19 protein-coding genes are annotated in these 23,134 nt (G+C 71.0%); 3 read left to right on the top strand and 16 right to left on the bottom strand.

What is annotated here, in order from left to right; genetic code table 11:
- Positions 1–37: 37 nt before the first annotated feature.
- Entirely contained in the window at positions 38–1,465 is a 1,428-nt protein-coding gene (locus LK09_RS01625) for a L,D-transpeptidase family protein (RefSeq protein WP_052226281.1), read from the bottom strand.
- 102 nt (positions 1,466–1,567) lie between these two features.
- Here LK09_RS01625 and LK09_RS01620 point away from each other — a divergent pair, with 102 nt between their 5' ends.
- A complete protein-coding gene (locus tag LK09_RS01620; protein ID WP_039394705.1) occupies positions 1,568–2,704 on the top strand; it encodes an ROK family transcriptional regulator in 1,137 nt (378 codons plus the stop codon).
- A gap of 19 nt (positions 2,705–2,723) precedes the next feature.
- Here the strand turns inward: LK09_RS01620 and LK09_RS01615 are convergent, their stop codons facing one another.
- From LK09_RS01615 to LK09_RS01600, 4 genes are all read right to left on the bottom strand, one after another.
- Positions 2,724–4,535: an ABC transporter ATP-binding protein gene (locus LK09_RS01615; RefSeq protein ID WP_039394702.1), complete on the bottom strand. Its 1,812-nt coding sequence runs from the start codon at positions 4,533–4,535 to the stop codon at positions 2,724–2,726.
- Positions 4,532–6,400, bottom strand: coding sequence for an ABC transporter ATP-binding protein (locus LK09_RS01610; protein ID WP_039394699.1), 1,869 nt, complete (start codon positions 6,398–6,400; stop codon positions 4,532–4,534). The genes LK09_RS01615 and LK09_RS01610 overlap by 4 nt, the downstream gene beginning before the upstream one ends.
- 324 nt (positions 6,401–6,724) lie before the next feature.
- Positions 6,725–7,213: a methylated-DNA--[protein]-cysteine S-methyltransferase gene (locus LK09_RS01605; RefSeq protein WP_039394696.1), complete on the bottom strand. Its 489-nt coding sequence runs from the start codon at positions 7,211–7,213 to the stop codon at positions 6,725–6,727.
- A complete protein-coding gene (locus LK09_RS01600; RefSeq protein ID WP_039394693.1) occupies positions 7,210–8,706 on the bottom strand; it encodes an AlkA N-terminal domain-containing protein in 1,497 nt (498 codons plus the stop codon). The genes LK09_RS01605 and LK09_RS01600 overlap by 4 nt, the downstream gene beginning before the upstream one ends.
- Before the next feature lie 207 nt (positions 8,707–8,913).
- Between LK09_RS01600 and LK09_RS01595 the strand changes: the two genes are divergently transcribed.
- Positions 8,914–10,344: a dihydrolipoyl dehydrogenase family protein gene (locus tag LK09_RS01595; protein ID WP_039394690.1), complete on the top strand. Its 1,431-nt coding sequence runs from the start codon at positions 8,914–8,916 to the stop codon at positions 10,342–10,344.
- 32 nt (positions 10,345–10,376) lie between these two features.
- On the opposite strand, the gene purH is transcribed toward LK09_RS01595, so the two are convergent.
- The 11 genes from purH to LK09_RS01535 all read right to left on the bottom strand — a co-directional run bounded on the left by purH (position 10,377) and on the right by LK09_RS01535 (position 22,322).
- On the bottom strand, positions 10,377–11,984 hold the full coding sequence (gene purH / locus LK09_RS01590; protein WP_039394687.1) for a bifunctional phosphoribosylaminoimidazolecarboxamide formyltransferase/IMP cyclohydrolase: 1,608 nt from the start codon (positions 11,982–11,984) through the stop codon (positions 10,377–10,379).
- A 2-nt stretch (positions 11,985–11,986) separates the two neighbouring features.
- Complete coding sequence (gene purN, locus LK09_RS01585) at positions 11,987–12,592, bottom strand: phosphoribosylglycinamide formyltransferase (protein WP_039394684.1); 606 nt, start codon at positions 12,590–12,592, stop codon at positions 11,987–11,989.
- Between the two features lie 23 nt (positions 12,593–12,615).
- A complete protein-coding gene (locus tag LK09_RS01580; protein ID WP_052226280.1) occupies positions 12,616–13,845 on the bottom strand; it encodes a cell division protein PerM in 1,230 nt (409 codons plus the stop codon).
- Between the two features lie 33 nt (positions 13,846–13,878).
- A complete protein-coding gene (locus LK09_RS01575; protein WP_039394682.1) occupies positions 13,879–14,622 on the bottom strand; it encodes a formylglycine-generating enzyme family protein in 744 nt (247 codons plus the stop codon).
- Positions 14,619–15,065, bottom strand: a complete 447-nt coding sequence (locus LK09_RS01570; RefSeq protein ID WP_039394679.1) for a nitroreductase family deazaflavin-dependent oxidoreductase — start codon at positions 15,063–15,065, stop codon at positions 14,619–14,621. Before LK09_RS01570 ends, LK09_RS01575 begins: the two co-directional genes overlap by 4 nt.
- A gap of 222 nt (positions 15,066–15,287) precedes the next feature.
- A complete protein-coding gene (locus tag LK09_RS01565) occupies positions 15,288–16,598 on the bottom strand; it encodes an acetate and sugar kinases/Hsc70/actin family protein (RefSeq protein ID WP_039394676.1) in 1,311 nt (436 codons plus the stop codon).
- A gap of 48 nt (positions 16,599–16,646) precedes the next feature.
- A complete protein-coding gene (locus LK09_RS20475; protein WP_052226279.1) occupies positions 16,647–17,102 on the bottom strand; it encodes a hypothetical protein in 456 nt (151 codons plus the stop codon).
- Between the two features lie 117 nt (positions 17,103–17,219).
- Positions 17,220–18,257, bottom strand: coding sequence for an Hsp70 family protein (locus LK09_RS01550; RefSeq protein ID WP_052226278.1), 1,038 nt, complete (start codon positions 18,255–18,257; stop codon positions 17,220–17,222).
- 114 nt (positions 18,258–18,371) lie between these two features.
- The gene (gene sucD / locus LK09_RS01545; protein ID WP_039394670.1) at positions 18,372–19,274 is read right to left on the bottom strand and encodes a succinate--CoA ligase subunit alpha; all 903 of its coding nucleotides are present in this window, start codon (positions 19,272–19,274) and stop codon (positions 18,372–18,374) included.
- 12 nt (positions 19,275–19,286) lie between these two features.
- Positions 19,287–20,450, bottom strand: a complete 1,164-nt coding sequence (gene sucC, locus LK09_RS01540; RefSeq protein ID WP_039394669.1) for an ADP-forming succinate--CoA ligase subunit beta — start codon at positions 20,448–20,450, stop codon at positions 19,287–19,289.
- 147 nt (positions 20,451–20,597) lie between these two features.
- Positions 20,598–22,322, bottom strand: a complete 1,725-nt coding sequence (locus LK09_RS01535; protein WP_039395020.1) for an acyl-CoA dehydrogenase — start codon at positions 22,320–22,322, stop codon at positions 20,598–20,600.
- 129 nt (positions 22,323–22,451) lie between these two features.
- Here LK09_RS01535 and LK09_RS01530 point away from each other — a divergent pair, with 129 nt between their 5' ends.
- Complete coding sequence (locus tag LK09_RS01530) at positions 22,452–23,120, top strand: TetR/AcrR family transcriptional regulator (protein ID WP_039394666.1); 669 nt, start codon at positions 22,452–22,454, stop codon at positions 23,118–23,120.
- Positions 23,121–23,134: the final 14 nt, after the last annotated feature.

Here is a 23,134-nt window from a genome sequence, read left to right as displayed (position 1 = left end):
AGGCTAGCGCTCAGCGCCGACACGCGGCGGGCCGGATTCAGTTGTGAACCCAGACCTCGATGTTGTCGGGCGACCAGTCGTAGAGCTGCTTGGCGCGGGAGATCGGCATCCCGACGCAGCCGTGACTCATCTTGTGGCCCCAGTTGTTGTGCCAGTACACGCCGTGGAAGCCCTCGCCGCCGTTGAAGTACATGATCCACGGGACGTCCGGCGTGGTGTACTTGGTGCCGTCGACGTTCAGCCCGCGCATGGTCTGCACCGGCAGGTGCACGTAGACGCGGTAGTGCCCGGTGAAGGTCGGGGTGATGTCGTGCCCCGAGGAGACCAGCCAGGAATCGACGACCTTGCCGTCCTGCTTCAGGTAGACGCGCTGCTCGGTGAGGTTCACCTCGAGCTGACGGACGATCTTGGTGGTCTTGCCCGGCACGACGGTCACCGGCAGCTTGTACGCGCCGTCGCCCTTCTCGAGCTGCGCGGCGAACTGTTCGGCCACCTTCGACGTGTCGCCGAGGGTGCGGCCGTCCTGCGTGGGCGTCTCGACCCGAAGAATGCTGCCCTCGCTGTCGGCGATCGCGCTGCCGTTGCGCACCGTCTGATCGATCTGCGCGGCGGTGGGCACCGCCTTCTGGATCTTGGCGGCATCCGCCGAGACGGAGATCTTGCCGTCGACGTCGGTCGTGATCGTCAGCCATGACGCCATCGTCGCCGGTGAGACCGGGACCACGCGCTCGGAGCCGACGTAGAAGCCGCCCATGTCGAGCACGGCGTTCAGCTTCACCGCGACCTGCTTGGCCGTGGCCGTCGACGTGGCGGCCGGCACCGTGACGCCCGTGATGGCGACAGGGCTGGCCGTCTTGCCGGTGACGAAGGACTGCTTGAGCGCTGCGGCCACCGAGGCCAGCTCGACGCCCTTGCCGGCGACCGCGGGAGTGACGACGTACTTCGCGGCATCCGCGTTGTAGGCGACGGTGGCGTTGCGCGGGTCGGCGAACAGCGACGGTGCGACCTTGTGCAAAGCCGCCTCGGCCGTGGCCGGGTTCAGGGTCACCGTGGCATCCTTCACCTCGGCGAACCAGGAGCCGACCTTCCACATCGGGTGGGCGTCGTAGGCGGACTTCGCGAGCGTCTCGGCGTCGACCGTGGCACCCAGATCGGCGCCGGTGAGCGACACGTTGCCGTTGGGCCCGGCGACCTCGATCGTGGTCTGCGACAGCTTCTGCTGGATCGCCTGCGCGGCGGCGCCGGCGGTCATGCCGCCGACCGGAACGCCGGCGACGGCGGTGCCGGGGGCGATGAGAACGAGAGAGGACGTGATCGCCGCGACCAGGAGAACGGCCACCGGCGTGCCGATCCACCAGCCCAGATGCCGCTTGCGCTTCGGCGGAGTCGCCGGCGCCCAGGCATAGGTCACATCGCCACCGAGCGGCGTGGTGTCGTCGGTATGGCTCCCCGAATCATGCGTCATGCGTGTGTCACTCCCCCAAAGTGCGCGTTCTACTATGATATTGGATCCGCGGACCTCTCTCCTACCAGGCCGCACAACAGTACGGTCACAGATGGGCGGTCAATGGATCAGTCGCCGTTCGAGGCCGGAAGACCTCTGCGCCGGGGCGGGAAGGTGCTGCCCGAGCAGGCCCGTGCACACAACCGGTCCCTGGTGCTGCAGACGCTCTTCCACGGCGGAGGCATGAGCCGGGCCGACCTCGCCCGCGCCACCGAACTCACCCGGGTGTCCATCTCCGACCTCGTCGCCGAGCTCATGGACGACGGATACGTCATCGAGACCGGCGAGCGCACCGCTCCGCGCCCGGGCAAACCGGCGATGGTCGTCGACCTCGCGCACGATGCGCACCGCATCGTCGGGATCGACCTGTCCGGCGCGGGAGAGTTCACCGGCGCGGTGCTGACCCTGAGCGGCGAGATCGTCGCCCGGGCAGCCGTGCCGCAGCCGCACTCGGCCGGAGACCGCATCGACGCGGTCGTCGAACTGGCCCGCGACCTGGTCGCCCTGTCCGAGACCCCCGTGCTCGGCGTCGGCGTCGGCACCCCCGGTGTGGTCGACGACGCCGGGGTGGTGCTGACCGCGCCGAACTTCGGCTGGACCGACATCGACCTCGACGGCATCCTCACCGAGGCGCTGCACCTGCCGGTCACCGTCGCCAACGACGCCAACGCCGCCGTGCTCGCCGAATACACGTTCGGCGGCGCCCGGGACGACGTGATGCTGGTGAAGGTCGGCCTCGGCGTCGGCTCGGGCCTTCTCGCCGGCGGGCAGCCGCTGGTCGGGGCCCGGCACACCGCGGGTGAGATCGGGCACGTCACGGTGGGCACCGACGGCGGGCCGCGGTGCTCGTGCGGCAAGAGCGGCTGCCTCGAAGCGTGGCTGTCGGTGCCGGCGCTGACCGCGCGGCTGGCGGGCGTCGACGAGGCATCCCGCGAGGGCGTCCTGCGGGATGCCGGCGAGCGCCTCGGCATCGCCCTGGCTCCCGTCGTGGGTGCGCTGGATCTCTCCGAGGTGGTGCTCGCCGGTCCTCCCGAGCTCCTCGCGGGCACCATCGCCGACCAGACCCGGGCGACCCTGCGAGCCCGCACCCTGCCCGTCTTCCACGACGACATCCGTGTGCGGATGACCGGTCAGGGCCCCGACATCGTGCTGCGCGGCGCCGCCGTCATGGTGCTCAGCGCCCAGCTCGGTGTGAGCTGAGCGCTGAGCAACCCCGCGGTTACACCAGCGACTGGCGCCAGGCGCTGTGCAGCTGGGCGAACTTGCCCGTGCCCGCGATGAGGGCGTCGGGGGCGTCGTCCTCGATGATGCGGCCGTGCTCCATGACCAGGACGCGATCGGCGATCGCGACCGTCGACAGACGGTGCGCGATGATGATCGCGGTGCGGTCGGCGAGCAGGGTCTGCAGCGCCTCCTGGATCTGTCGCTCGGACGGGATGTCCAGGGATGCCGTCGCCTCGTCGAGGATGAGCACCGCCGGATCGGCGAGGAACGCGCGGGCGAACGAGATCAGCTGACGCTGCCCCGCCGAGACGCGGCCGCCGCGCTTGTTCACGTCGGTGTCGTACCCGTCCGGCAGCGCCCGGATGAATCCGTCGGCGCCGACCGCGCGCGCGGCCGCCTGGATCTCGTCCAGGGTGGCGTCGGGTTTGCCGAGCGCGATGTTGTCGGCGACCGTGCCGGAGAACAGGTACGCCTCCTGCGTGACCATCACGATCGCGCGGCGCAGGTCCGACGACGACAGCTCGCGCAGATCCACGCCGTCGAGCTGCACCGAGCCGCGCGTCGGGTCGTAGAACCGCGACACCAGCTTGGCGAGGGTCGACTTGCCCGCACCCGTCGTGCCGACGAGCGCGATCGTCTGCCCCGCGGGCATGTCGAGCGTGAAGTCGGGCAGGATGACCCGCCCGTTGCCGTACGCGAACTGCACATCGTCGAAGAGCAGATGACCGCGGGCGTCCGGAAGCGCCACCGGCTCGGCCGGCTCCGGCACCGACGGCTGCTCCTCGAGCACGCCGGACACCTTCTCGAGCGCCGCCGTGGCGGACTGGTACGAGTTGAGGAACATCGCGACCTCCTCCAGCGGACTGAAGAAGTTGCGCACGTACAGCACGGCGGCCAGCAGCGTACCGATGAGGAGGCCCCCGTTCACGACGCGGATCGCGCCCCACACGAGCACCACCGACATGGTGATGTTCGCGAGCAGGATGAGGCCCGGGTCGAAGATGCCGTACAGCTTCACCAGCCACAGGTTCACCCGCCGGTACTCGGCCGAGATGTCGCCGAACTCGACGTCGTTGCGCTTCTCCTTGCGGAACGCCTTGACCGCGCGGATGCCGGTCATCGTCTCGACGAACTGGACGATGAGCCGTGCCGAGACCACGCGGGACTCCCGGTAGCCCTTCTGCGACTGCAGGTAGAACCAGCGCATCAGGAACGCCAGCGGGATGCCCATCGCGAGCAGCACCAGGCCGGACTGCCAGTCGAGCAGGAACAGCGCGACGAGCGTGAACACGCCGTACAGGGCGCCCTGGACGAGCTGGTTCAGCCCGCCGTCGAGCAGCTCTCGGATCGACTCGAGGTCGCTCGTCTGCCGCGAGATGATGCGGCCCGACGTGTACGACTCGTGGAACTGCAGGCTGAGCAGCTGCGTGTGCCGGAAGATCCGGGTGCGCAGATCCATCAGGATCGCCTGGGTCAGCTTCGCCGACAGCACCACGAACCAGCCGATGAGGAGCGCCCCGACGATGCCTGAGACGAGGTACACCGCCGTGACGCCGAAGGCCGGCATCCAATCCGCGGCGTTCACGGCCTGCGGCAGCGCCGTGTTGATGCCGTAGGCGATCAGCGCCGGCCCCAGCACCCGCAGGCCGGTGGAGACCACGATCACGACGATCGACAGCGCCATGAGCCGGCGGAGCGGGTGCAGCAGCGTGCCGAGCAGCCGCATGGAGCGGCGCCGGATGATGCGGCTCTCCGCCTTGGTGTAGATGTGGCGGTCTTCGCCCGCCGTGCCCTGGATGTCGCTCATCGGGTCACCTCCAGTTCTGTCTCATCCGATTCCGGTCCCTGAGCCTGTCGAAGGGCCGGATGCCGGTCCGCCTGCTCGGCCTCGAGGCTCGAGATCACGTGCCGGTAGTGGTCGCTGGATGCCAGCAGCTCGCTGTGCGTGCCCACCGCGACCACTCGGCCGTCCTGGAGCACCGCCACGCGGTCGGCGAGCGCGACCGTCGAGGGACGGTGCGCGATGATCAGCGCCGTGGTGGTGGCCAGCACGCGCCGCAGCGCGGCTTCGACGAGCGCCTCGGTGTCGACGTCGAGCGCCGACAGGGGGTCGTCGAGCACCAGCACGGCGGGCTTGGCGGCCACGGCACGGGCCAGCGCGAGACGCTGCCGCTGTCCGCCGGACAGTGACAGGCCTTCCTCGCCCACTGTCGTGTCGAGTCCGTCGGGCAGGTCGTAGGCGAAGTGCGCCTGGGCCACCTGCAGCGCCTCCTCGAGCACGGCCTCCGCTTCGGGACTGCCGAGTTCGAGGTCGTCGCGGCCGAGCAGCACGTTCTCACGCACCGACGCCGAGAACAGCGTGGCATCCTCGAACGCCATCGAGATGTGCCGGCGCAGCTCGTCCAGGCGCAGGTCGCGCACGTCGACGCCGTCGAGCTCGACCGCTCCCCCGGTCACGTCGTAGAGACGGGTCGGGAGGGTGGTCAGGGTCGTCTTGCCGCTGCCGGTGAGACCGACCAGCGCCATCGTCTCGCCCGGGCGCAGCACCAGGTCGACCCCGTCGAGCAGGTCGCGCTCCTGCGGCTTGGCGTCCTGGTAGCGGAAGCGGACGTCGCGGAACGCCAGCTCGCCGCGGGGCGCGGCGATCGTCTTCGGGTGCTCCGGGTCGACGATGTCGTTCTCCTCGTTGAGCACGTCGAACACGCGGTCGGTCGCGGTCCGGGCATCCACCAGGAACGAGAAGAGGAACCCGAGCGACTCCATCGGCCACCGCAGCGCCGTCGCCATGGCGAAGAACGCGAACAGGTCGCCGACGGTGAGCGCGCCCGTGCTGACCAGCCAGATGCCCTCGAGCAGGCAGATGGCGAAGGCGATCATCGGCATGACCTCGAGCCAGAACCAGAGGATGCCGACCTCCTTCGCCTTGCCGAGCTCGGTGGCGCGCAGGCTCTCCGCCTGACGGCGGAACTTCGCGAGGGCGTGTCCGCCGCGGCCGAAGGCCTTCAGCACGCGGATGCCGTGCACGCTCTCCTCGACGGCCGTCGCGAGGTCGCCGGCCTGGTCCTGGCTCTGCCGGGCGAGCACGCCGTACTTGCGCTCGAAGTCGAACCCGAACCACCACAGCGGGATCGACACCGCCAGGAAGGTCACGCCGAGCAGCCAGTGCCACCGGAACAGCAGTGCGGAGCCGATGATGATCGTCAGCACGTTGACGATGAGCAGCAGCAGGCCGAACACGATCCACCGGCGGATCAGGTTGATGTCCTGCATCATGCGGCTGAGCAGCTGGCCGGACTGCCAGCGGTCGTGGAAGGCGACCGGCAGCCGCTGGAGCCGGCGGTAGAACTTCTGCCGGATCTCGTACTCGACCGCCGTTCCGGGCGTCAGCACGAACGCGCGGCGGAGGTACACGAACACGGCCTCGAGGACGCCGAGCACGAGCACGCCGATGGACGCCCACACGATCATCGGGATGTTCCCGTCGGCGATCGGTCCGTCGACGGTCGCCTGCAGCACGAGGGGGATGATCAGCGACATGAGGGCCGCGGCGAGCGCGACGAGGAACCCGCCGATGAAGCGGCCGAGCTTCGGCTTCACGAACGGGTAGAGGCGCATCAGCGCCCGCAGGGTGGACAGGCGATCAGGTGGTTTCTGCAACGACGAAGAAGTCATGTTCCTTGTGGGGTGGGTGACGGATGCCTGCCGGTGGACAAGCGCGAGGACGACGAAGTCGGGCGTGCGGGGACGCCAAGAGAAGGCCGGCGCGATCGACGGCGCGCGGTGCCTCAGCCGGAGGGGCTCGGGAGAACTAAGCCCCGGCGCGCCCGCGAACGATCGGGAGTGCTGAGACCGGCTGAGCTGCGGCGGTCAGAATCATGGCTTCCTCCTTGGTTCGCGGGACACGGATGCCGGTTCCAGCGATGGAACGCGACAGCCCTCCAGCCTATACCTGGGTGAACGCTGGGTGCAAGCCTGGCTATTCCCGAATGCTCGAAGTCAGGCGGTCGCCTCTCGCTGCAGCAGGCTGTTCTTCACCCCGAGTCCCCACGCGAACCCGCCCAGGGTGCCGTCCGAGCGCAGCACGCGGTGGCACGGCACGAACAGCGCCGGCGCATTGCGTGCGCAGATGGATGCCGCCGCCCGCACCGCCCCGGGAGAGCCGAGGGCGGCGGCGAACTCCGTGTAGGTCAACGGATGCCCCGGGTCGATGCGGCGCAGCGCCGCCCACCCGGCGGTCTGCATCGCGGTGCCGGACTGACGCACCGGGACGGCGGCGATCGCCTCGAGGTCGCCGGCGTAGTACGCGCGCACCGCCGCTGCGGCATCCGTCTCGCCGACGGCGACGTCCGCCGGAGCGGCCCGCAGGCGCCCGAGGATCCGGTCGCGGTCGGCGGTCCAGCCGGAGGCGAGCACGGCGCCCGCGTCGTCGGCGAGGATCGTGAACAGTCCGTCGGGGGTGTCGATGGTCTGGATGGTGGCGCTCATGCGAGGACTCCTCGGATCGTGGAGAGTGTCGTGGGGATCTTGATCGGGACCGCGCGCCAGAGGTGCGCGGTCAGGTAGCTGCGCCAGGGCGCGGTGCGGGCGGACCAGGCGACGAGGCCGGCCGCGTCCGACGGGATGCCGAGATTCGCCGCCCCGGCCCGGGCGGCCACGTCGCCGGGAAGCAGTACGTCCGGGTCGCCGGTGACGCGCATCCGCACGTAGTCCGCGGTCCAGGGGCCGATGCCGGGCATCGCGAGCAGCGCCGCGCGCTGCGTCGCCGCGTCGTCGCCGGTGCCGAGTTCGAGCGACCCGTCCGCGAGCGCCCGGGCGGCGCCGGTGATCGCGCGGATGCGTGCTGCGGGACCGCGCAGCACTTCGGCTCCGTGCTCGGCGATCGCGGTCATGGTCGGCAGCAGGCGGTCGGTGCCCTCGTGCGGTTCGACCCGCTCCCCCAGCTCCTCGGTGAGTCGGGACAGCGCCGTGCGGGCGGCGGCGACGCTGATCTGCTGGCCGATCATGGCGCGGATCAGCATCTCGTGCGGGTCGATGCAGCCGGGGACGCGGATGCCGGGCGTCGCCGCGACCGCCGCGCCGAGCTCGGGAACGGCGCCGAGCGCCTCATCGATCGCGAGCGGGTCGGCATCGAGGTCGAACAGCCGCCGCACCCGCGCGACGAGCGCGGGCAGGTCACTGAGCCGGTTCACCCGGGCCTCGAGGCGCATCCGGTCGGCGGGGTCGTGCCGCGTCACCCGGAACCAGGCCGGCCCGCCGGGAAGCAGCACCGTGCGTGCGTACGCGTCGGATGCTGCGACCTCCGCCCCGGCGACCGATCGCGCGGCCATCCACGCGAACAGGCCTGCGCTGTCGAAGGGGCCGCGCAGAGGCAGCAGGAGCTCGATGGCCCCGGGCGCCGCCAGGCCGGCCTCGTGTCCGCGGCGTCGTGCACGAAGCTCGGTCGGGGTGAGGCCGAAGACCTCCCGCACGGTGTCGTTGAACTGGCGGATGCTGGCGAATCCGGCGCTGAAGGCCACGTCCGCGACGGGCAGGTCGGTGCCGACGAGCAGCATCCGCGCGGTCTGCGCGCGCTGCGCCCGGGCCAGCGCCAACGGTCCGGCGCCGAGCTCGGCCGTCAGCAGCCGCGTCACCTGGCGAGAGGAGTACCCGAGCCGGGATGCCAGGCCGCCGACGCCCTCGCGTTCGACGACCCCGTCGGCGATGAGCCGCATGGCACGGCCCGTGGTGTCGCCGCGCAGGTTCCATTCCGGGGACCCCGGCGTCGCCTCGGGAAGGCACCGCTTGCACGCGCGGTACCCGGCCTCGTGCGCGGCTGCGGATGTCTCGTAGAAGGTGACGTTCGCGGGCTTCGGAGTGCGGGCGGGGCAGCTGGGCCGGCAGTAGATCCCGGTGGACCGGACAGCCGTGACGAACTGCCCGTCGAAGCGGGAGTCCCGCGCCGCGATGGCCCGGTAGCGGTCGTCGAACGTGGTGGGCATGCGACCAGTCTGACACCGGACGGATGCTCCGACTGGCGGAAATCGGACATCGCGGTGACGCCACGGGGCTGGCCCGATCGTCAGGCGTGCCCGGTACCGAACTCCCGGTTCATGAGCGTCTGGATGTCGCGATCCATCCCGTCGAGGTCTGTGCGGCATCCAACGTGATCACCCTCCCATTGTCACCTACCCCGTAGCGTGGGACCCATGACCGAGTACGACGTGATCGTGATCGGCGCGGGACCGGTGGGCGAGAACGTCGCCGATCGCACCGCGCAGGGCGGCCTCTCCACCGTGGTCGTGGAGAGCGAACTGGTGGGGGGCGAGTGCTCCTACTGGGCGTGCGTCCCGTCGAAGGCGCTGCTGCGCCCCGGGGCAGCGCTGCGGGCCGCTGCCGACGTCGACGGCGCGAAGCAGGCCGTGACGGGCGAGCTGGACGTCGCCGGCATTCTGCGCCGGCGCGACTACATGGTGAGCGACTGGAACGACGAGGGCCAGGTGAAGTGGCTCGAGGAGACGCACATCGACCTGGTGCGCGGGCACGGCCGACTCACCGGACCCAAGCGTGTCGCGGTGACGGGCACCGACGGCGAGATCACCGAACTCACCGCCCGCCACGCGGTCGTGGTGAGCACGGGATCGGCGGGGCTCGTCCCGGACACTCCGGGACTCGCCGGCATCCGTCCCTGGACCAGCCGCGACGCGACGAGCGTCAAGGACGTCCCCGAGTCACTCGCGATCATCGGCGGAGGGGTCGTCGCCTGCGAGATGGCGTCGGCGTTCACCGACCTCGGCTCCCGGGTGACGATGATCGTGCGCAGCCGCCTGCTCGCGAACCAGGAGCCGTTCGCCGCGCAACTCGTCCATGATGCCCTCGCCGAGCGCGGGGTGACGATCCTCGAGGGCGCCTCCGTGGCCGAAGCCTCGCGCACGCCGGAGGGCACGGCATCCCTCGTGCTCGCCGACGGCCGCGAGGTCGCCGCCGCGGAAGTGCTCGTCGCGACCGGGCGCGTGCCGCGCACGACCGACATCGGCTTGGAGTCGGTCGGGCTGAAGCCGGGGAGCTGGCTGGATGTCGACGACACGCTGCGCGTGACCGGCACCGACTGGCTGTACGCCACCGGCGACGTGAACCACCGGGCTCTCATGACCCACCAGGGCAAGTACCAGGGCCGGGCGGCGGGCGACGTCATCGCGGCGCGGGCCGCGGACCGCCGGGTCGACGACGCCCCCTGGGGCGCGCACGTCGCCACCGCCGACCACTCCGCGGTGCCGCAGGTCGTGTTCAGCGATCCGGCGGTGGCATCCGTCGGACTCACCGCTGCCGCCGCCGAACGCGCCGGCATCGCCGTGCGGGTGCGCGACTACGACATGTCCGCGGTGTCCGGCGCCTACGAGGCCGCCGACCACTACCGCGGCCAGGCGCGGCTGGTGATCGACGACGCTCGCAACGTGGTCGTCGGGGCCACGTTCGCCGGACCCGACGTCGCCGAGCTGCTGCACGCCGCCACCATCGCGATCGTCGGCGAGGTGCCGATCGCGCGCCTGTGGCACGCCGTGCCGGCCTACCCGACGGTCAGCGAGGTGTGGCTGCGCCTCCTCGAGGCCGACGGGCGCCCGACCGCTCCCGGTCGTTGAGCGAGCGCCAGCGAGACGAAACGCGGCGCAGGTCAGTGGAAGAAGTGCCGCTCGTGCGTGAAGAACATCGGGATGCCGCGCTCGCGCGCCAGATCGATGGTCTCCTGGTCGCGCACTGACCCGCCGGGCTGGATGATCGCCGAGACACCGGCATCCATCAGCACCTGCGGGCCGTCCGAGAACGGGAAGAACGCGTCGGACGCCGCGATCGACCCGGCGGCGCGGTTGCCGGCGCGCTCGACGGCCAGGCGGCACGAGTCGACGCGGTTGACCTGACCCATGCCGATGCCGACCGTCGCGGATCCCTTCGCCAGCACGATGGCGTTGGACTTCACCGCGCGGCACGCCTTCCACGCGAAGACGAAGTGCTCCATCTCGGCGGGGTCCGGACGCTCGCCCGACACCAGCTCCCAGTTGTCGGCGACCGAGAGGACGTCGTCGGGGAAGCGGTCCGAGTCCTGCAGCAGCAGGCCGCCGGAGACGAGGCGCACGTCCATGCGCTCCTGCTTCCAGTCGTCGGGCAGCTGCAGCACGCGCAGGTTCTTCTTGAGACGGAACAGCTCCAGCGCGTCCGGCTCGAAGTCGGGAGCGATGATCACCTCGGTGAAGATGTCACGCAGGTTCTCGGCCATCTTCAGCGTCACGGTGCGGTTGGCGGCGATGACGCCGCCGAACGCCGACACCGGGTCGCACTCGTGCGCACGCAGGTGCGCGGACGCGATGGGGTCCGGCGCCTTCGGGGCGGCGGTGGCGATGCCGCACGGGTTGGCGTGCTTGATGATCGCGACCGCCGGCTGCACCATGTCGAACGCGGCGCGCAGGGCGGCATCCGCGTCGACGTAGTTGTTGTACGACATCTCCTTGCCCTGCAGCTGCGTGGCCTGGGCGATGCCGTGCCCGTCGGTACGGGTGTAGATCGCCGCGCGCTGGTGCGAGTTCTCGCCGTAGCGCAGGGTCGCCAGGCGCTCCGCCTTGATGGTGAGGTGCTGCGGCAGGTCCTCGCCCTCGGCGAGCATGCCGTCCGAGAACCAGGTCGACACGGCCCGGTCGTAGTCGGCGGTGTGCGCGAACGCGCGGGCGGCGAGCTCGCGACGCTGCGACAGCGTGGTGCCGCCGGCGCCCAGGGCCTCGACGATCGACCCGTACGACTCCGGGGAGACGACGATCGCGACGTTCGCGAAGTTCTTCGCGGACGCGCGCACCATCGCCGGGCCGCCGATGTCGATCTGCTCGACGACGGCGTCGCCCTCGGCACCCGATGCGACGGTCTCGACGAAGGGGTACAGGTTCACCACGACGAGCTCGAACGGCGCGATGCCGAGGTCGGCCAGCTGCTGCTCGTGCGACGCGAGACGCAGGTCGGCGAGCAGGCCCGCGTGCACGGCGGGATGCAGGGTCTTGACGCGTCCGTCGAGCGACTCCGGGAAGCCGGTGACCTCCGACACGTCCGTGACGGCGAGTCCGGCATCCCGGATCGTCGCGGCGGTGGAGCCGGTCGACACGATCTCGGCTCCGGCGGCGGCGAGCGCCTGGGCCAGGGGCAGCAGCCCGGACTTGTCGCTGACCGAGATCAGCGCGCGGCGCACCGGCACGAGGTCGCGCTCACGGTACAGGGAAGGGTCGTGGGTGGGGCCGGCCATGATCACTCCTGGGGGTCGGGTTGGGATGCTGCAGCGAGATCGAGCTCGCCGGTCGCGATGCGGCGCACGACGTCGATGAGCAGACGCCGCTCCACGGGCTTGATGCGCTCGTGCAGCGTGTGCTCGTCGTCGTCGGGCAGCACGGGCACGCGCTCCTGGGCGAGGATCGGCCCGGAATCGACCCCGTTGTCGACCACGATGACGGATGCTCCGGTGCGCGCGACCCCGGCCGCGAGCGCGTCCCGCACGCCGTGCGCGCCGGGGAACTCGGGAAGGTACGCCGGATGCGTGTTGATGATGCGGGGCGCCCACTCGTCGACGAGGGAGGCCGGCAGCAGCCGCATGAGCCCGCTGAGGACGACGAGGTCCGGATTCCAGACGCGCAGCTGAGCGCCGAGCTCGGCGCCCCACTCCTCGCGCGAGGGGAATCGCTCCCAGGGCACGGTGAAGCTCGGGATGCCGAAGTTCTCGGCGTGCTCGAGGCCGTCGGCCTGCCGGTCGGCGCCGACGGCGATGATGCGAGCGGGGAAGTCCGGGGCGTCGGCCGCTTCGAGCAGTGCCCGAAGGTTCGACCCGGTACCGGAGATGAGGACCGCGACCGTGAGCACGCGCCCAGCTTAGTGGAGAGCGCTCAGACCGGCGTCATCCCGGTCTCCCGCCGGGAGCGGGAGCCGAGCAGCAGGATGGCCGCGCCGAGGAGCACCTCGACGCCCACAGCCAGGGCGGCCGCCCACCAGATCGGGCCGACGTGGGCGAGGCCGCCCGGGCCGATGGAGCCCGACGACACGGCCGCGAGCACGGCCATGCCTGCAGCGGACAGCAGCGCGATGCCGATCGCGGCGATCGCGCGCGGACCGAACGGGGCGTCCTCGCCGTCACCGTCCTCGAGGAGGCGAACGCGCACCAGGTAGCCCGCACCCGCGCCGATCGCGATCGGCAGCAGCACGACGATCAGCATCCACGGGGAGCTGTGCGCGGGCAGGGCGCCGAGAACGGGGATGCCGGGCACCACGCCGAGGTGGGTGCCGGCGGGCGAGACGGCACCCGCCGTGCCGAAGACGAAACCGGGGCCGGAGATGTACGACACCGCCCAGACGATCATCGTCGGGAGGTAGGCCAGCTGGCCGAGCGACGTGATGACCACGCCGATGACGCTCATGTTGCCCGCCTCGTACAGGGCGATGATCCGGCTGCCATTGAATAGGACGTCCACGGCGACCGCCGCGGCGCCCAGCGAGATCAGGCCGGTGAGGGCGGCCACGGCCCCGCGCAGCGCGGCATCCGGCACGATCCCCCAGCCGTCCGGCAACGCGTCGATCCGGTCGCGCAGCGCGTCGATGCGGCCGCCGTCGCCGTCGCGCCAGGCGGTGCCGAACCACCCGAGAAGGCCGCCGACGAGGAACACCAGGGCGGGGACGAACACGGCGAGCCAGCCGTTCACCACCGCGACGTCGGTGCGGGAGGTCGCCAGCACGAGGGCGGCGACGATCGCGAACACGACGGCCCCGGCGCCGACGCCCGCGGGACCGTCCCCCGCGCGCACCGCCCGGCCGCCCGAGCGGGCGGCGAAGATCGCCGTGAACGCCGTGAACGCGAGCGGGGCCAGCGACACGGTGAAGGCCGCAGCCGACTCCGGGATGCCGGTGGCCGCGAGGTACTGCGCGGGCAGATGCAGGGTGACCGGCACGAGGTGCCCGAGCTGCCAGATGGACGCCGCCGTCGGCCACAGCCCGATCCATGACGCCCCCGGCATCCCGAACAGCCACAGCAGCACGAGCGGCACGACGACGGCAGCCAGCCCGATGACGGCCGCGATGGCGGCGTCCAGGGCGGAGAGCAGGGTGACGAGGAGGCGGTTCATGCCTGATCGACCCTACCGTTCACCCCCTCCGGATCACCGCAACGGCGTCCAGCCCGGTGGGAGCGGGCCGTCGATGTCGGCCCGTTCGGCATCCTGCTGCGCCGACCAGCCCTGCGCGGCGTCCGCCGTGTCGAAGCCGCCGCGCGCCACGCGGAATCCGACGTCCTCGTACGCCATCGTCGGGCCGCCGCCGCGGCGGGTGGATGCCCGCACGCTGTGCGCGTCGTCGGCGTACCCGCCTCCGCGGAACACCCGGTAGTCCCGGTAGCGGGCGGGATCGAGCAGGTCCCAGCACCACTCCCACACGTTCCCGAGGGTGTCGAAGAGACCGTTGAGGTTCGGCATCCTCCCGCCCACCTCGGCCGGTGCGGTGAGGCCGTCGGCGCTCGTCCACGCGACCTCGGCGAGCGGGCCGTACTGCGCACCCGTGGAACCGGCGCGGCAGGCGAATTCCCACTCGGCCTCGGTGGGCAGGCGGAAGCCGTCGGCATCCACCTGCCAGGCGACCTCGTCGCCGTCGACCCGGTAGGCCGGGTCGAGGCCCTCCCACTCGGAGGCGGCGTTGCAGAACCGGATGGCCCGCATCCAGGTGACCTCGACCGCGGGGCGGCGCGGGGACTCCGCCGCGATGCCGAGCAGATCGCCGAGCTGGGCCTGCGTGACCGGATAGACGCCGATCTCGAACGGCTCGAGCTCGACGGTGCGGCGGACCTTGCGCCGGGCGTCGTGCAGCGTGACCGCGCCCGCGGCGATCCGCGCGAGCTCGAGGTCCGTCACGCCTCGCGGGGCTCGAGGAGGAAGAGCGCGATGCGCCGGTCGGTCTTGGTCTGGTAGTCGTCGTACGACGGCCAGGTCTCGTTGGCGCGCTTCCACCAGGTGGCGTACTCGTCGCCGTCGACGTCGAGCTCGCGGGCGTCGTAGTCGCGCTTGACCGCGCCGTCCTGGAGTTCGACGTGCGGATGCCGGCGGATGTTGCCGGCCCACTTGGGCTCGTGGGGCGCGCCGCCCTTGGACGCGACGACGACGTACCGGCCGTCGTGCTCGACGCGCATGAGCGCCGTCTTGCGCAGCGCCCCCGTCTTGGCGCCCACCGTGGTCAGGACGATGATCGGCCGGCCGCGCAGCTCGTTGGCCTCGGCTCCCTCGGTCGCCTCGAACTTCTCGGCCTGCGTGCGCGCCCACTCCGCGGTGGACGGGAGGTACTCCCCATTCAGTGGCATGCCTCCAGCGTAGGGCGAGTTTCCGGGGGCCGGCCGTTTCCTGCGCGCTTGCCAGTAGAGTCCACGCAGAACCCGTCACCGAAACATGCTCGCGCCGACGACGCGGGTGCGCGGCGCCCCTGTCTCGGCAGCAAAGACCTGTCTCGCGGGCGCCGGTCAAGACCCGCCGGGGAACGAGAAGGGCCCCGGGCGGGTGCCCGGAGCCCTTCTCGACGCTGGCTGTCAGGAAGCGATCGTCGTGTGCTTCCGAGAGGCGCGCCGGGTGGGCTCGGTGCCGCTGTCGATCGCGCGGCCCTCCTCCTCGGCGGCACGCGCGGCGAGGAACAGGCCCTCGCGGTTCAGGTGGCGCGAGTAGCGGGCGTCGAGGTAGAGGACGGGGACGTCACCGGCGGTGCGGATGAGCTCGGGGTAGAGGGCATCCTTGATCGGGCCGGAGCCGCCACCGTAGACGTAGACGACCTCGGTCGACTCGCCCGACTGGCTGAGCGTCTCGTCGAAGGCACGGCGGATCTGCTCGACGAGGTGCTTGACGTCGGGCTCGACGAGGCGCTCGGCGCGCTGGTGGCGACCGCGCTGCAGCGCCGTCGGAGCGGTCTGCAGGAAGTCGGCGAGCTGCTTGCGGCTCGTGAAGCGCAGATCGGCCTCGTCCTGGCGGTCGAGCGCGTTCTCGAGGATCGTGCCGTACCCCATGTCCAGCGTCGAGGCTGCTTCGGCGTTGAACCGGCCCGCCGTGAACACGGGGAAGTTGACCGTGCCCTCGCCGACGTCGATGCCGATGGTGTGCTGCGCGGCGACGAGGTCGGCGCCGGTGATCTCGGGCAGGAAGTCCGCCTCGCGGGAGCGCAGGTCGGCCAGCAGCGCGTTGGCGAGCGGTTCGCCCTTGTCCGAGATGGCGAACTGCGCGGACGCGCCCTCGGCGACGACCTGGACGTCCACGAACTCGAGGCGCAGGCTGACGGGGGTGTTGAAGTTCTTGATCGTGACCAGGTGCACGGCCGAGCCCTTCGAGCCGATGAACTCGCCGGCGTAGCCGTAGCGGCGCGCGACGAACTCGCTGATCGGCAGGGCCAGGCCGGTGCGCACCTCGACGCGCAGCTCGTGGTCGGGCAGCTCGCCGTTCTCGCGCACGTAGTCTCGCAGCGCCTTGGCGGCGTACACGCCGAGCACCAGGATCTTGCTGAGCTGCTGGTCGGCCTTGCTGGCGTGGCCGTCGTGCACCTCGAATTCGCTGAACGCCGAGCCGCGCACGCTGAGCGCCGCCCGACCGAAGATGCGACGGTCGCTGTCGGCGACCAGCGGCGACGAGATGGATGCGTCGAGGCGGTTGTAGAAGTCCTGCTCGGCATCCTCCATCACCTGCAGCGCCTCATCGTCCTCGACCGGGACCTTCGGCGACTGGCGAGGCGTGGCGACGATGGCGCTGGGCAGGTCGATCCGGTCGCGCACGTCGGTGTCCGTGTTGAGGATCATGCCCTTGACGTAACCGTTGCCGACGTCGATGCCGCCGGTGAGGTGGATGATGTCCGAGCTCATAGGGGAAGCCTTTCTTTCCGCGTAGTCGGATGAAGAGGGAAGGAGGGGTCAGAGACCGAGGATGTCGTTGATGGTGTCGGTCGCGGATCGGTCGGCGGCCTGCACTCGGCGAGTCCTGGGCGTTGCCGTGCGGGGGGCGGCAGCACGCGGCTCCGCCCCGTCGTCTTCGGCTGCGGGGGCCGGCTTGCGCACCGGTTTCGGGGCGGGAGACGGCTCACGCACCGGCTTCGCGGCGGGGGCCGGCTCGTCACGCGCCGAGCCCGGCTCTTCGGCCGACGGAGCGGGAGGCTCGTCGGGGAAGTCCTCCGCGACGTAGATGGGGTTCGCCGGCGGGCGCACCGGGCGGTTGGCGACGTCGGTGAAGCCTTCGCGCGCAACGGACTCGCGGATGAGCTTGCGGATGGAGTCGGCCGCCGAGTACTGGACATCCAGCCACTCGTTCATGGTGGTGTCGGCAGGCGGGATGGTGAGCTGCACCTTGCGGGCGGATGCCGTCTGGGCCACTACCGCGCTCCATTCCTTGCTCGTCAGCACGCCGGATCACCGCGACACGCCACTGCCAACGTACATTATCCCGTCCGAGTGAATGCTCGGCGTCGCGCTTCGTCCGTGTGGACGGGATCAGCGATCGATGGAGATCGCGAGCCCGATCGCGGTCGCGGCGGATGGGTGGGGCGAGCGATGCACGCGGCTGCCGTAGCGCTCGCGGGCGAGGCGCGACACCAGCGGCAGGCGCGATCCGCTGCCGACGAGCGAGATGCCGGCCACGGAGGAATCGCGATCCAGAACGCCGACCAGCGGGTCCATCTCGGCGAGGCACCGCTCGACGAGCGGGCCGATCGCCGCCCAGAGCTCGTCGACGGGCACCACGACCTGATCGCCGTGGACATCGACGGCGATGCGCCGGGTCTGGGGCGTCAGGCGCTCCAGGGCGGCGCGGCACTGCCCTTCGAGGTTCTCGAGCACGGCCGGTTCGAGAGCCTCCCGCCAGGCTCCGACCCGCGCGAGCACGAGATCGACGAGGATCCGGTCGAAGTCGTCGCTGCCGAGCCGGGGCACCCGGCGGGTCTCGAGCACGGCGGGCTGCCCGCCTCTCGCGTCCAGCAGCGATGCGTCGAAGGTGTCGCCGCCGAGGTCGAAGACGCCGATCTGCGAGCGCCGCGCCGTCAGGCTGCGCGCGTGCCGATGCGTGTACTCGAAGGCGGCGGCCGACGGCTCGTCGATCGTGGCGACGACTGCGAAGTCCGCTGCGCGAAAAGCCTCGAGCGTGAGGTGACGCCGGGTGTCGGGCGCGTGTGCGGGAACCGAGACGGCCACTTCGCCGGGATCCACCGGCAGCCGGTCCCGGACGTCACGGAGGTAGGCGGCGAGGAGATCGACGAGGGGCACCTCGCGCGAGCCGACGGATGCCGTGCTGTCGGCCTGCAGCACCGGATCGCCGAGGAGGTGCGTGAACGAGCGGAGCACCGGCGCCCCGCGCCGACCCGCCTCGAGGGCCTCGAAGCCGAAGACAAGGCGCCCGGCCGCGAGCGCGACCACTGTCGGGAAGAACCCGTGCGCGCCGCCCGCGTGATCCTCGAACTCCAGGACGGGGTGAACGCCGCGGTCGACGCCGGCGACGACCGTGCGCGTGGTTCCGAAGTCGATCCCGAGTCGCATTCCGTACACGCTACCGTCGTCGGTGATGCGAATGCACCGCGCTCTCGGCGCCGGCAGACGCGAAGGCCCTGGGCCCCGGATGGATGCCGGGGCCCAGGGCCTTCGAGGTGCGCCTTACAGCGACTCGATGATCTCGCGCATGAGGGCGGCGGCCTCGGACGGGGTCTTGCCGACCTTGACGCCGGCGGCCTCGAGGGCCTCCTTCTTGGCCTGGGCGGTGCCGGCGGACCCGGACACGATGGCGCCCGCGTGGCCCATCGTCTTGCCCTCGGGTGCGGTGAAGCCGGCGACGTAGCCGACGACCGGCTTGGTCACGTTGGCCTTGATGAACTCCGCCGCCCGCTCCTCGGCGTCGCCGCCGATCTCGCCGATCATGACGATCGCCTTGGTGTCGGGGTCGGCCTCGAACGCCTCGAGGGCGTCGATGTGCGTGGTGCCGATGACCGGGTCGCCGCCGATGCCGATGGCGGTCGAGAACCCGAGGTCGCGAAGCTCGAACATCATCTGGTAGGTCAGGGTGCCCGACTTCGAGACCAGGCCGATGGGCCCCGTCCCGGTGATGTTGGCCGGGGTGATGCCCACGAGCGACTCGCCGGGGGTGATGATGCCCGGGCAGTTCGGGCCGATGATGCGGGTCTTGTTGCCCTTGGCCTTGGCGTAGGCCCAGGCCTCGGCGGTGTCGCCGACCGGAACGCCCTCGGTGATGACCACGAGCAGCGGGATCTCGGTGTCGATGGCTTCGACCATGGCGTCCTTGGTGAACGCGGGCGGGACGAAGGCGATCGAGACGTCGGCGCCGGTGGCGGCGATCGCCTCGGCGACCGACGCGAACACGGGCAGCTCGACGGGGTTGCCCGCGGCATCCACGTGCGACACGGTCGTTCCCGCCTTGCGCGCGTTCACGCCGCCGACGACGTTGGTGCCCGCCTTGAGCATGAGCGCCGTGTGCTTGGTGCCCTCGCCGCCGGTGATGCCCTGGACGATGACCTTGGAATCCTTGTTGAGGTAGATCGACATCTCTGTTGCTCCTTATGCGTTCGCCAGCTCGGCGGCCTTGTCGGCGCCGTCGTCCATGGTCGCGGCGAGGGTGACGAGCGGGTGGGCGTACTCGGCGAGGATGCGGCGGCCCTCGTCGACGTTGTTGCCGTCGAGGCGCACGACGAGCGGCTTGTTCGCCTCGTCGCCGAGCGTGTTCAGCGCACCGACGATGCCGTTGGCGACCGCGTCGCACGCGGTGATGCCGCCGAACACGTTCACGAACACGCTCTCGACCTGCGGGTCGTTCAGGATGACGTCCAGGCCGGCGGCCATGACCGCCGCGGATGCCCCGCCGCCGATGTCGAGGAAGTTCGCCGGCTTCACGCCGCCGTGCTTCTCGCCCGCGTACGCGACCACGTCGAGGGTGGACATCACCAGGCCCGCGCCGTTGCCGATGATGCCGACCTGGCCGTCGAGCTTGACGTAGTTGAGGTCGTGCTCCTTGGCCTTCGCCTCGAGCGGGTCGGCCGCGGACTTGTCTTCGAGCGCCTCGTGGTCGGCGTGACGGAACGCGGCGTTCTCGTCGAGCGAGACCTTGCCGTCGAGCGCGATGATGGCGCCGTCCTCGGTCTGCACGAGCGGGTTCACCTCGACGAGGGTGGCATCCTCGCCCTTGTACACGTTGAAGAGCTTGACGAACACGTCGGCGACCTTGGGGGCGGTCTCGTCGTCGAAGTTCGCGGCCTTGGCGATCTCGAGCGCCTTGGCGGCGTCGATGCCCCGGTCGGGGTCGACCTCGACGCGGGCGAGGGCCTCGGGCTTCTCGACGGCGAGCTGCTCGATCTCCATGCCGCCCTCGACCGAGCACAGCGACAGGTACGAGCGGTTGGCCCGGTCCAGCAGCACCGAGAAGTAGAACTCGCGGGCGATGCGGGCACCTGCGGCGACCATCACGCGCTTGACGATGTGGCCCTTGATGTCGAGGCCGAGGATGGCCTGTGCGGCCTCGTAGGCCTCATCGGGGTTCTTGGCGACCTTGACGCCGCCGGCCTTGCCGCGACCGCCCGTCTTGACCTGGGCCTTGACGACGACGACGCCGCCCAGTTTCTCGGCGGCAGCGCGAACCTCGTCAGGAGTGTCGGCGACGATGCCGGCGAGAACCGGCACCTCGTACTTCTCGAAAAGGTCGCGTGCCTGGTACTCGTAGAGATCCACGTGCATTCCTTCGCTTCGGCGAATGTCAGGATTCCGGCCGCAGAAGTTATCTCGATATCAAGACAAATCGGCCGTGGTCCCAGCCTACTACCGTGATTTTGCGGGCTTGCACGCGGGCATTCAGGCTCCGCTCATGAACGGGCCGGGTCAGGCGATCTCTCCGGCCGCCACGGTCTCGGCGAGCGCGTGCACGCGCGGCAGATGATGCGCGGTGTAGAAGTCCGCCGACGCGAGACGGGCGGCATCCTGCTCGGACGCCTCCCCGCGGCGGAGCACCGCGACGGTCGCGAGGGCGTGCATCCACGCGCCGGCGAGCGTGCCGAGCAGCATCAGGTACGGCACGCTCACCGCGAACGCGTCGCGCGGCGACGCGGCGAACGCGACGAGGTCCGCGGTGGCGCGCCGGGACGCCTCCACGGCGCGCTGCAGCCGGACGCCGATCCGGTGCGCGGTCGGGTGCTCCGTCGCGGCGAGCTGCCCGGCCGTCGCCGAGACCTGCGCGAACACCGTCTCGGCGGTCGCCCCGCCGTCGCGCAGCACCTTTCGTCCCACCAGGTCGTTCGACTGGATCGCCGTCGTCCCCTCGTAGATGGGCATGATGCGCGCGTCGCGGTAGTGCTGCGCGACACCGGTCTCCTCGATGAAGCCCATGCCGCCGTGCACCTGGATCGCATCGCTCGTGATGCGCAGGGCCTCCTCCGTGGCCCACCCCTTGAGCACCGGCACGAAGAACTCGGCGAGCGCGCCGGCACCGGGCTCGTCGGCCCGGTCGGCGAGGTCGGCGACGTGCACGCCGAGCGCCCGCATCGCGAAGATGTCGCTGGACATCGACGACAGCAGCCGCTGCACGTCGGGGTGACCGGCGATCGGGGTGCCGGCGGGCCGGCCGAGCACCGGCCCCTGGCGGCGTTCCGCGGCGTACGCGGCGGCCTGCTGGCGGGCGCGGTCCGAGATGCCGGTCGCCTGGAACGCCATCGCCGAGCGCTCCGCGTTCATCATCACGAACATGCCCGCCAGGCCGCCGTGCAGCTCCCCCACGAGGTAACCGGTGGCGTCGTCGTACGCGAGCTGGCAGGTGGGACTGCCGTGGATGCCGAGCTTGTGCTCGATCGCCACCGTCGTGATGGCGTTGCGCTCGCCGAGCGTTCCGTCCGCGTTCACGAGGACGCGCGGTGCGACGAACAGGGACAGGCCGCGCGCGCCCTCGGGGGCATCCGGGGTGCGTGCGAGCACGAGGTGCACGATGTTCTCGGCCGCGTCGTGGTCGCCCCAGGTGATGAAGATCTTCTGCCCGCGGATGCTCCACGACCCGTCGCCGCGCGGGGTGGCCAGGGTGCGGATCGCACCGAGGTCGGTGCCCGCGTCGGGCTCGGTGAGGTTCATCGTGCCGGTCCACTCACCGGACACGAGCTTGGTCAGGTACGTCTCGCGCAGGGCCGGGGATGCCGCGGCATCCAGCGCGAGGATCTGGCCCTGCGTGAGTCCCCAGCACAGCGCGAACGCGGCGTTCGAGGCGTTCCAGATCTCACCGAGGGCGGCGCTCACCACGCGCGGCAGGCCGTCTCCGCCCGCGGACTCGGGCGCTTCCGCGGTCACCCAGCCCGCCTCGACGAACCGGCGGTACGCGTCCCCGAAGCCGTCGGGAAGGCGGACGTCGCCGTCGATCAGCTGCGCGCCCACCCGGTCGCCGACCGTCTCGAGAGGGGCGAGGACGGATGCCGCGAAGTCCCCCGCGGCGGCGATGACGTCGACCGCGTCGGAAGCGGTCAGCGCACCCCCGGTGGAGTGCTCGAGCAGGTCGCGTCCGAAAGCCTCCCCGTAGAGGAACGCGTAGTCCTCGACGGGGGCGCGGTAGGGGGGTGCAGTGGTCATCATCGACTCCTCGCAGGGATGCCGAATCATCGGCACGTGGAACTGAGGTTCAGTGTAGGTGCGACTCAGTCCCAGGCAAAGCATGCACGGACGCACGGATCCGGGTGCGCACGGGTTATCTTTCCTTGTATGAGTGACGCCGCATCGTCGGCCGCGCACGACGCCGTCGTCGTCGCGGCACTGGAGCTGTTCGACCGGCAGGGCTTCGAGCAGACCTCCGTGGAGCAGATCGCCAAGGCCGCCGGGGTGTCGCGATCGACCTTCTTCCGCCAGTTCGGCGGCAAGGAGGATGTGGTGTTCGCCGATCACGAGGCGATCCTGCAGATGATCCGCGACGATCTCGCCCGCCAGCACAGCGACCCCTGGCAGGCGGTGTGCGAGGCCTCCCTGAAGGTGTACCGCCACTTCGCCGCCGATCCCGTGCTCGCCCGCCGGCGCTACGCCGTGGTGCGGCAGGTGCCGGCGCTGCGCGACCGGGAGATCGTCGCGGTGTTCCGCTACGAGCGTCTGTTCGACGAGTACCTGCGCCAGGCGCTGCCGGGACTCGACCCGCTCGTTGCGGTGTCGTTCGCCGCGGAGGTGACGGCGATCCACAACCACGTGCTGCGCCGCCTCATCCGCGGCACCAAGCGGGTGCCGGCCTCCGTGCTGCGCGCGGCGCTCGACGAGGCGCTGCAGCGGTTCGGCGTCGCCGAGGGCGCGGAGTCATCTCCGGACGACCTCGTCGTCGCCGTGTTCCCGCGCCGGATGCCGGTCGCCGAGGTCGCGAGGCGCCTGCGGGGCAACCTGCCCAGCTGACACCCAGTCCCACG

Origin of the sequence: Microbacterium mangrovi, assembly GCF_000802305.1 — a bacterium.
Lineage (GTDB): Bacteria > Actinomycetota > Actinomycetes > Actinomycetales > Microbacteriaceae > Microbacterium > Microbacterium mangrovi.
Note: the sequence above shows the minus strand (reverse complement) of the source record. Positions and strands in the feature narration are given on the sequence as shown.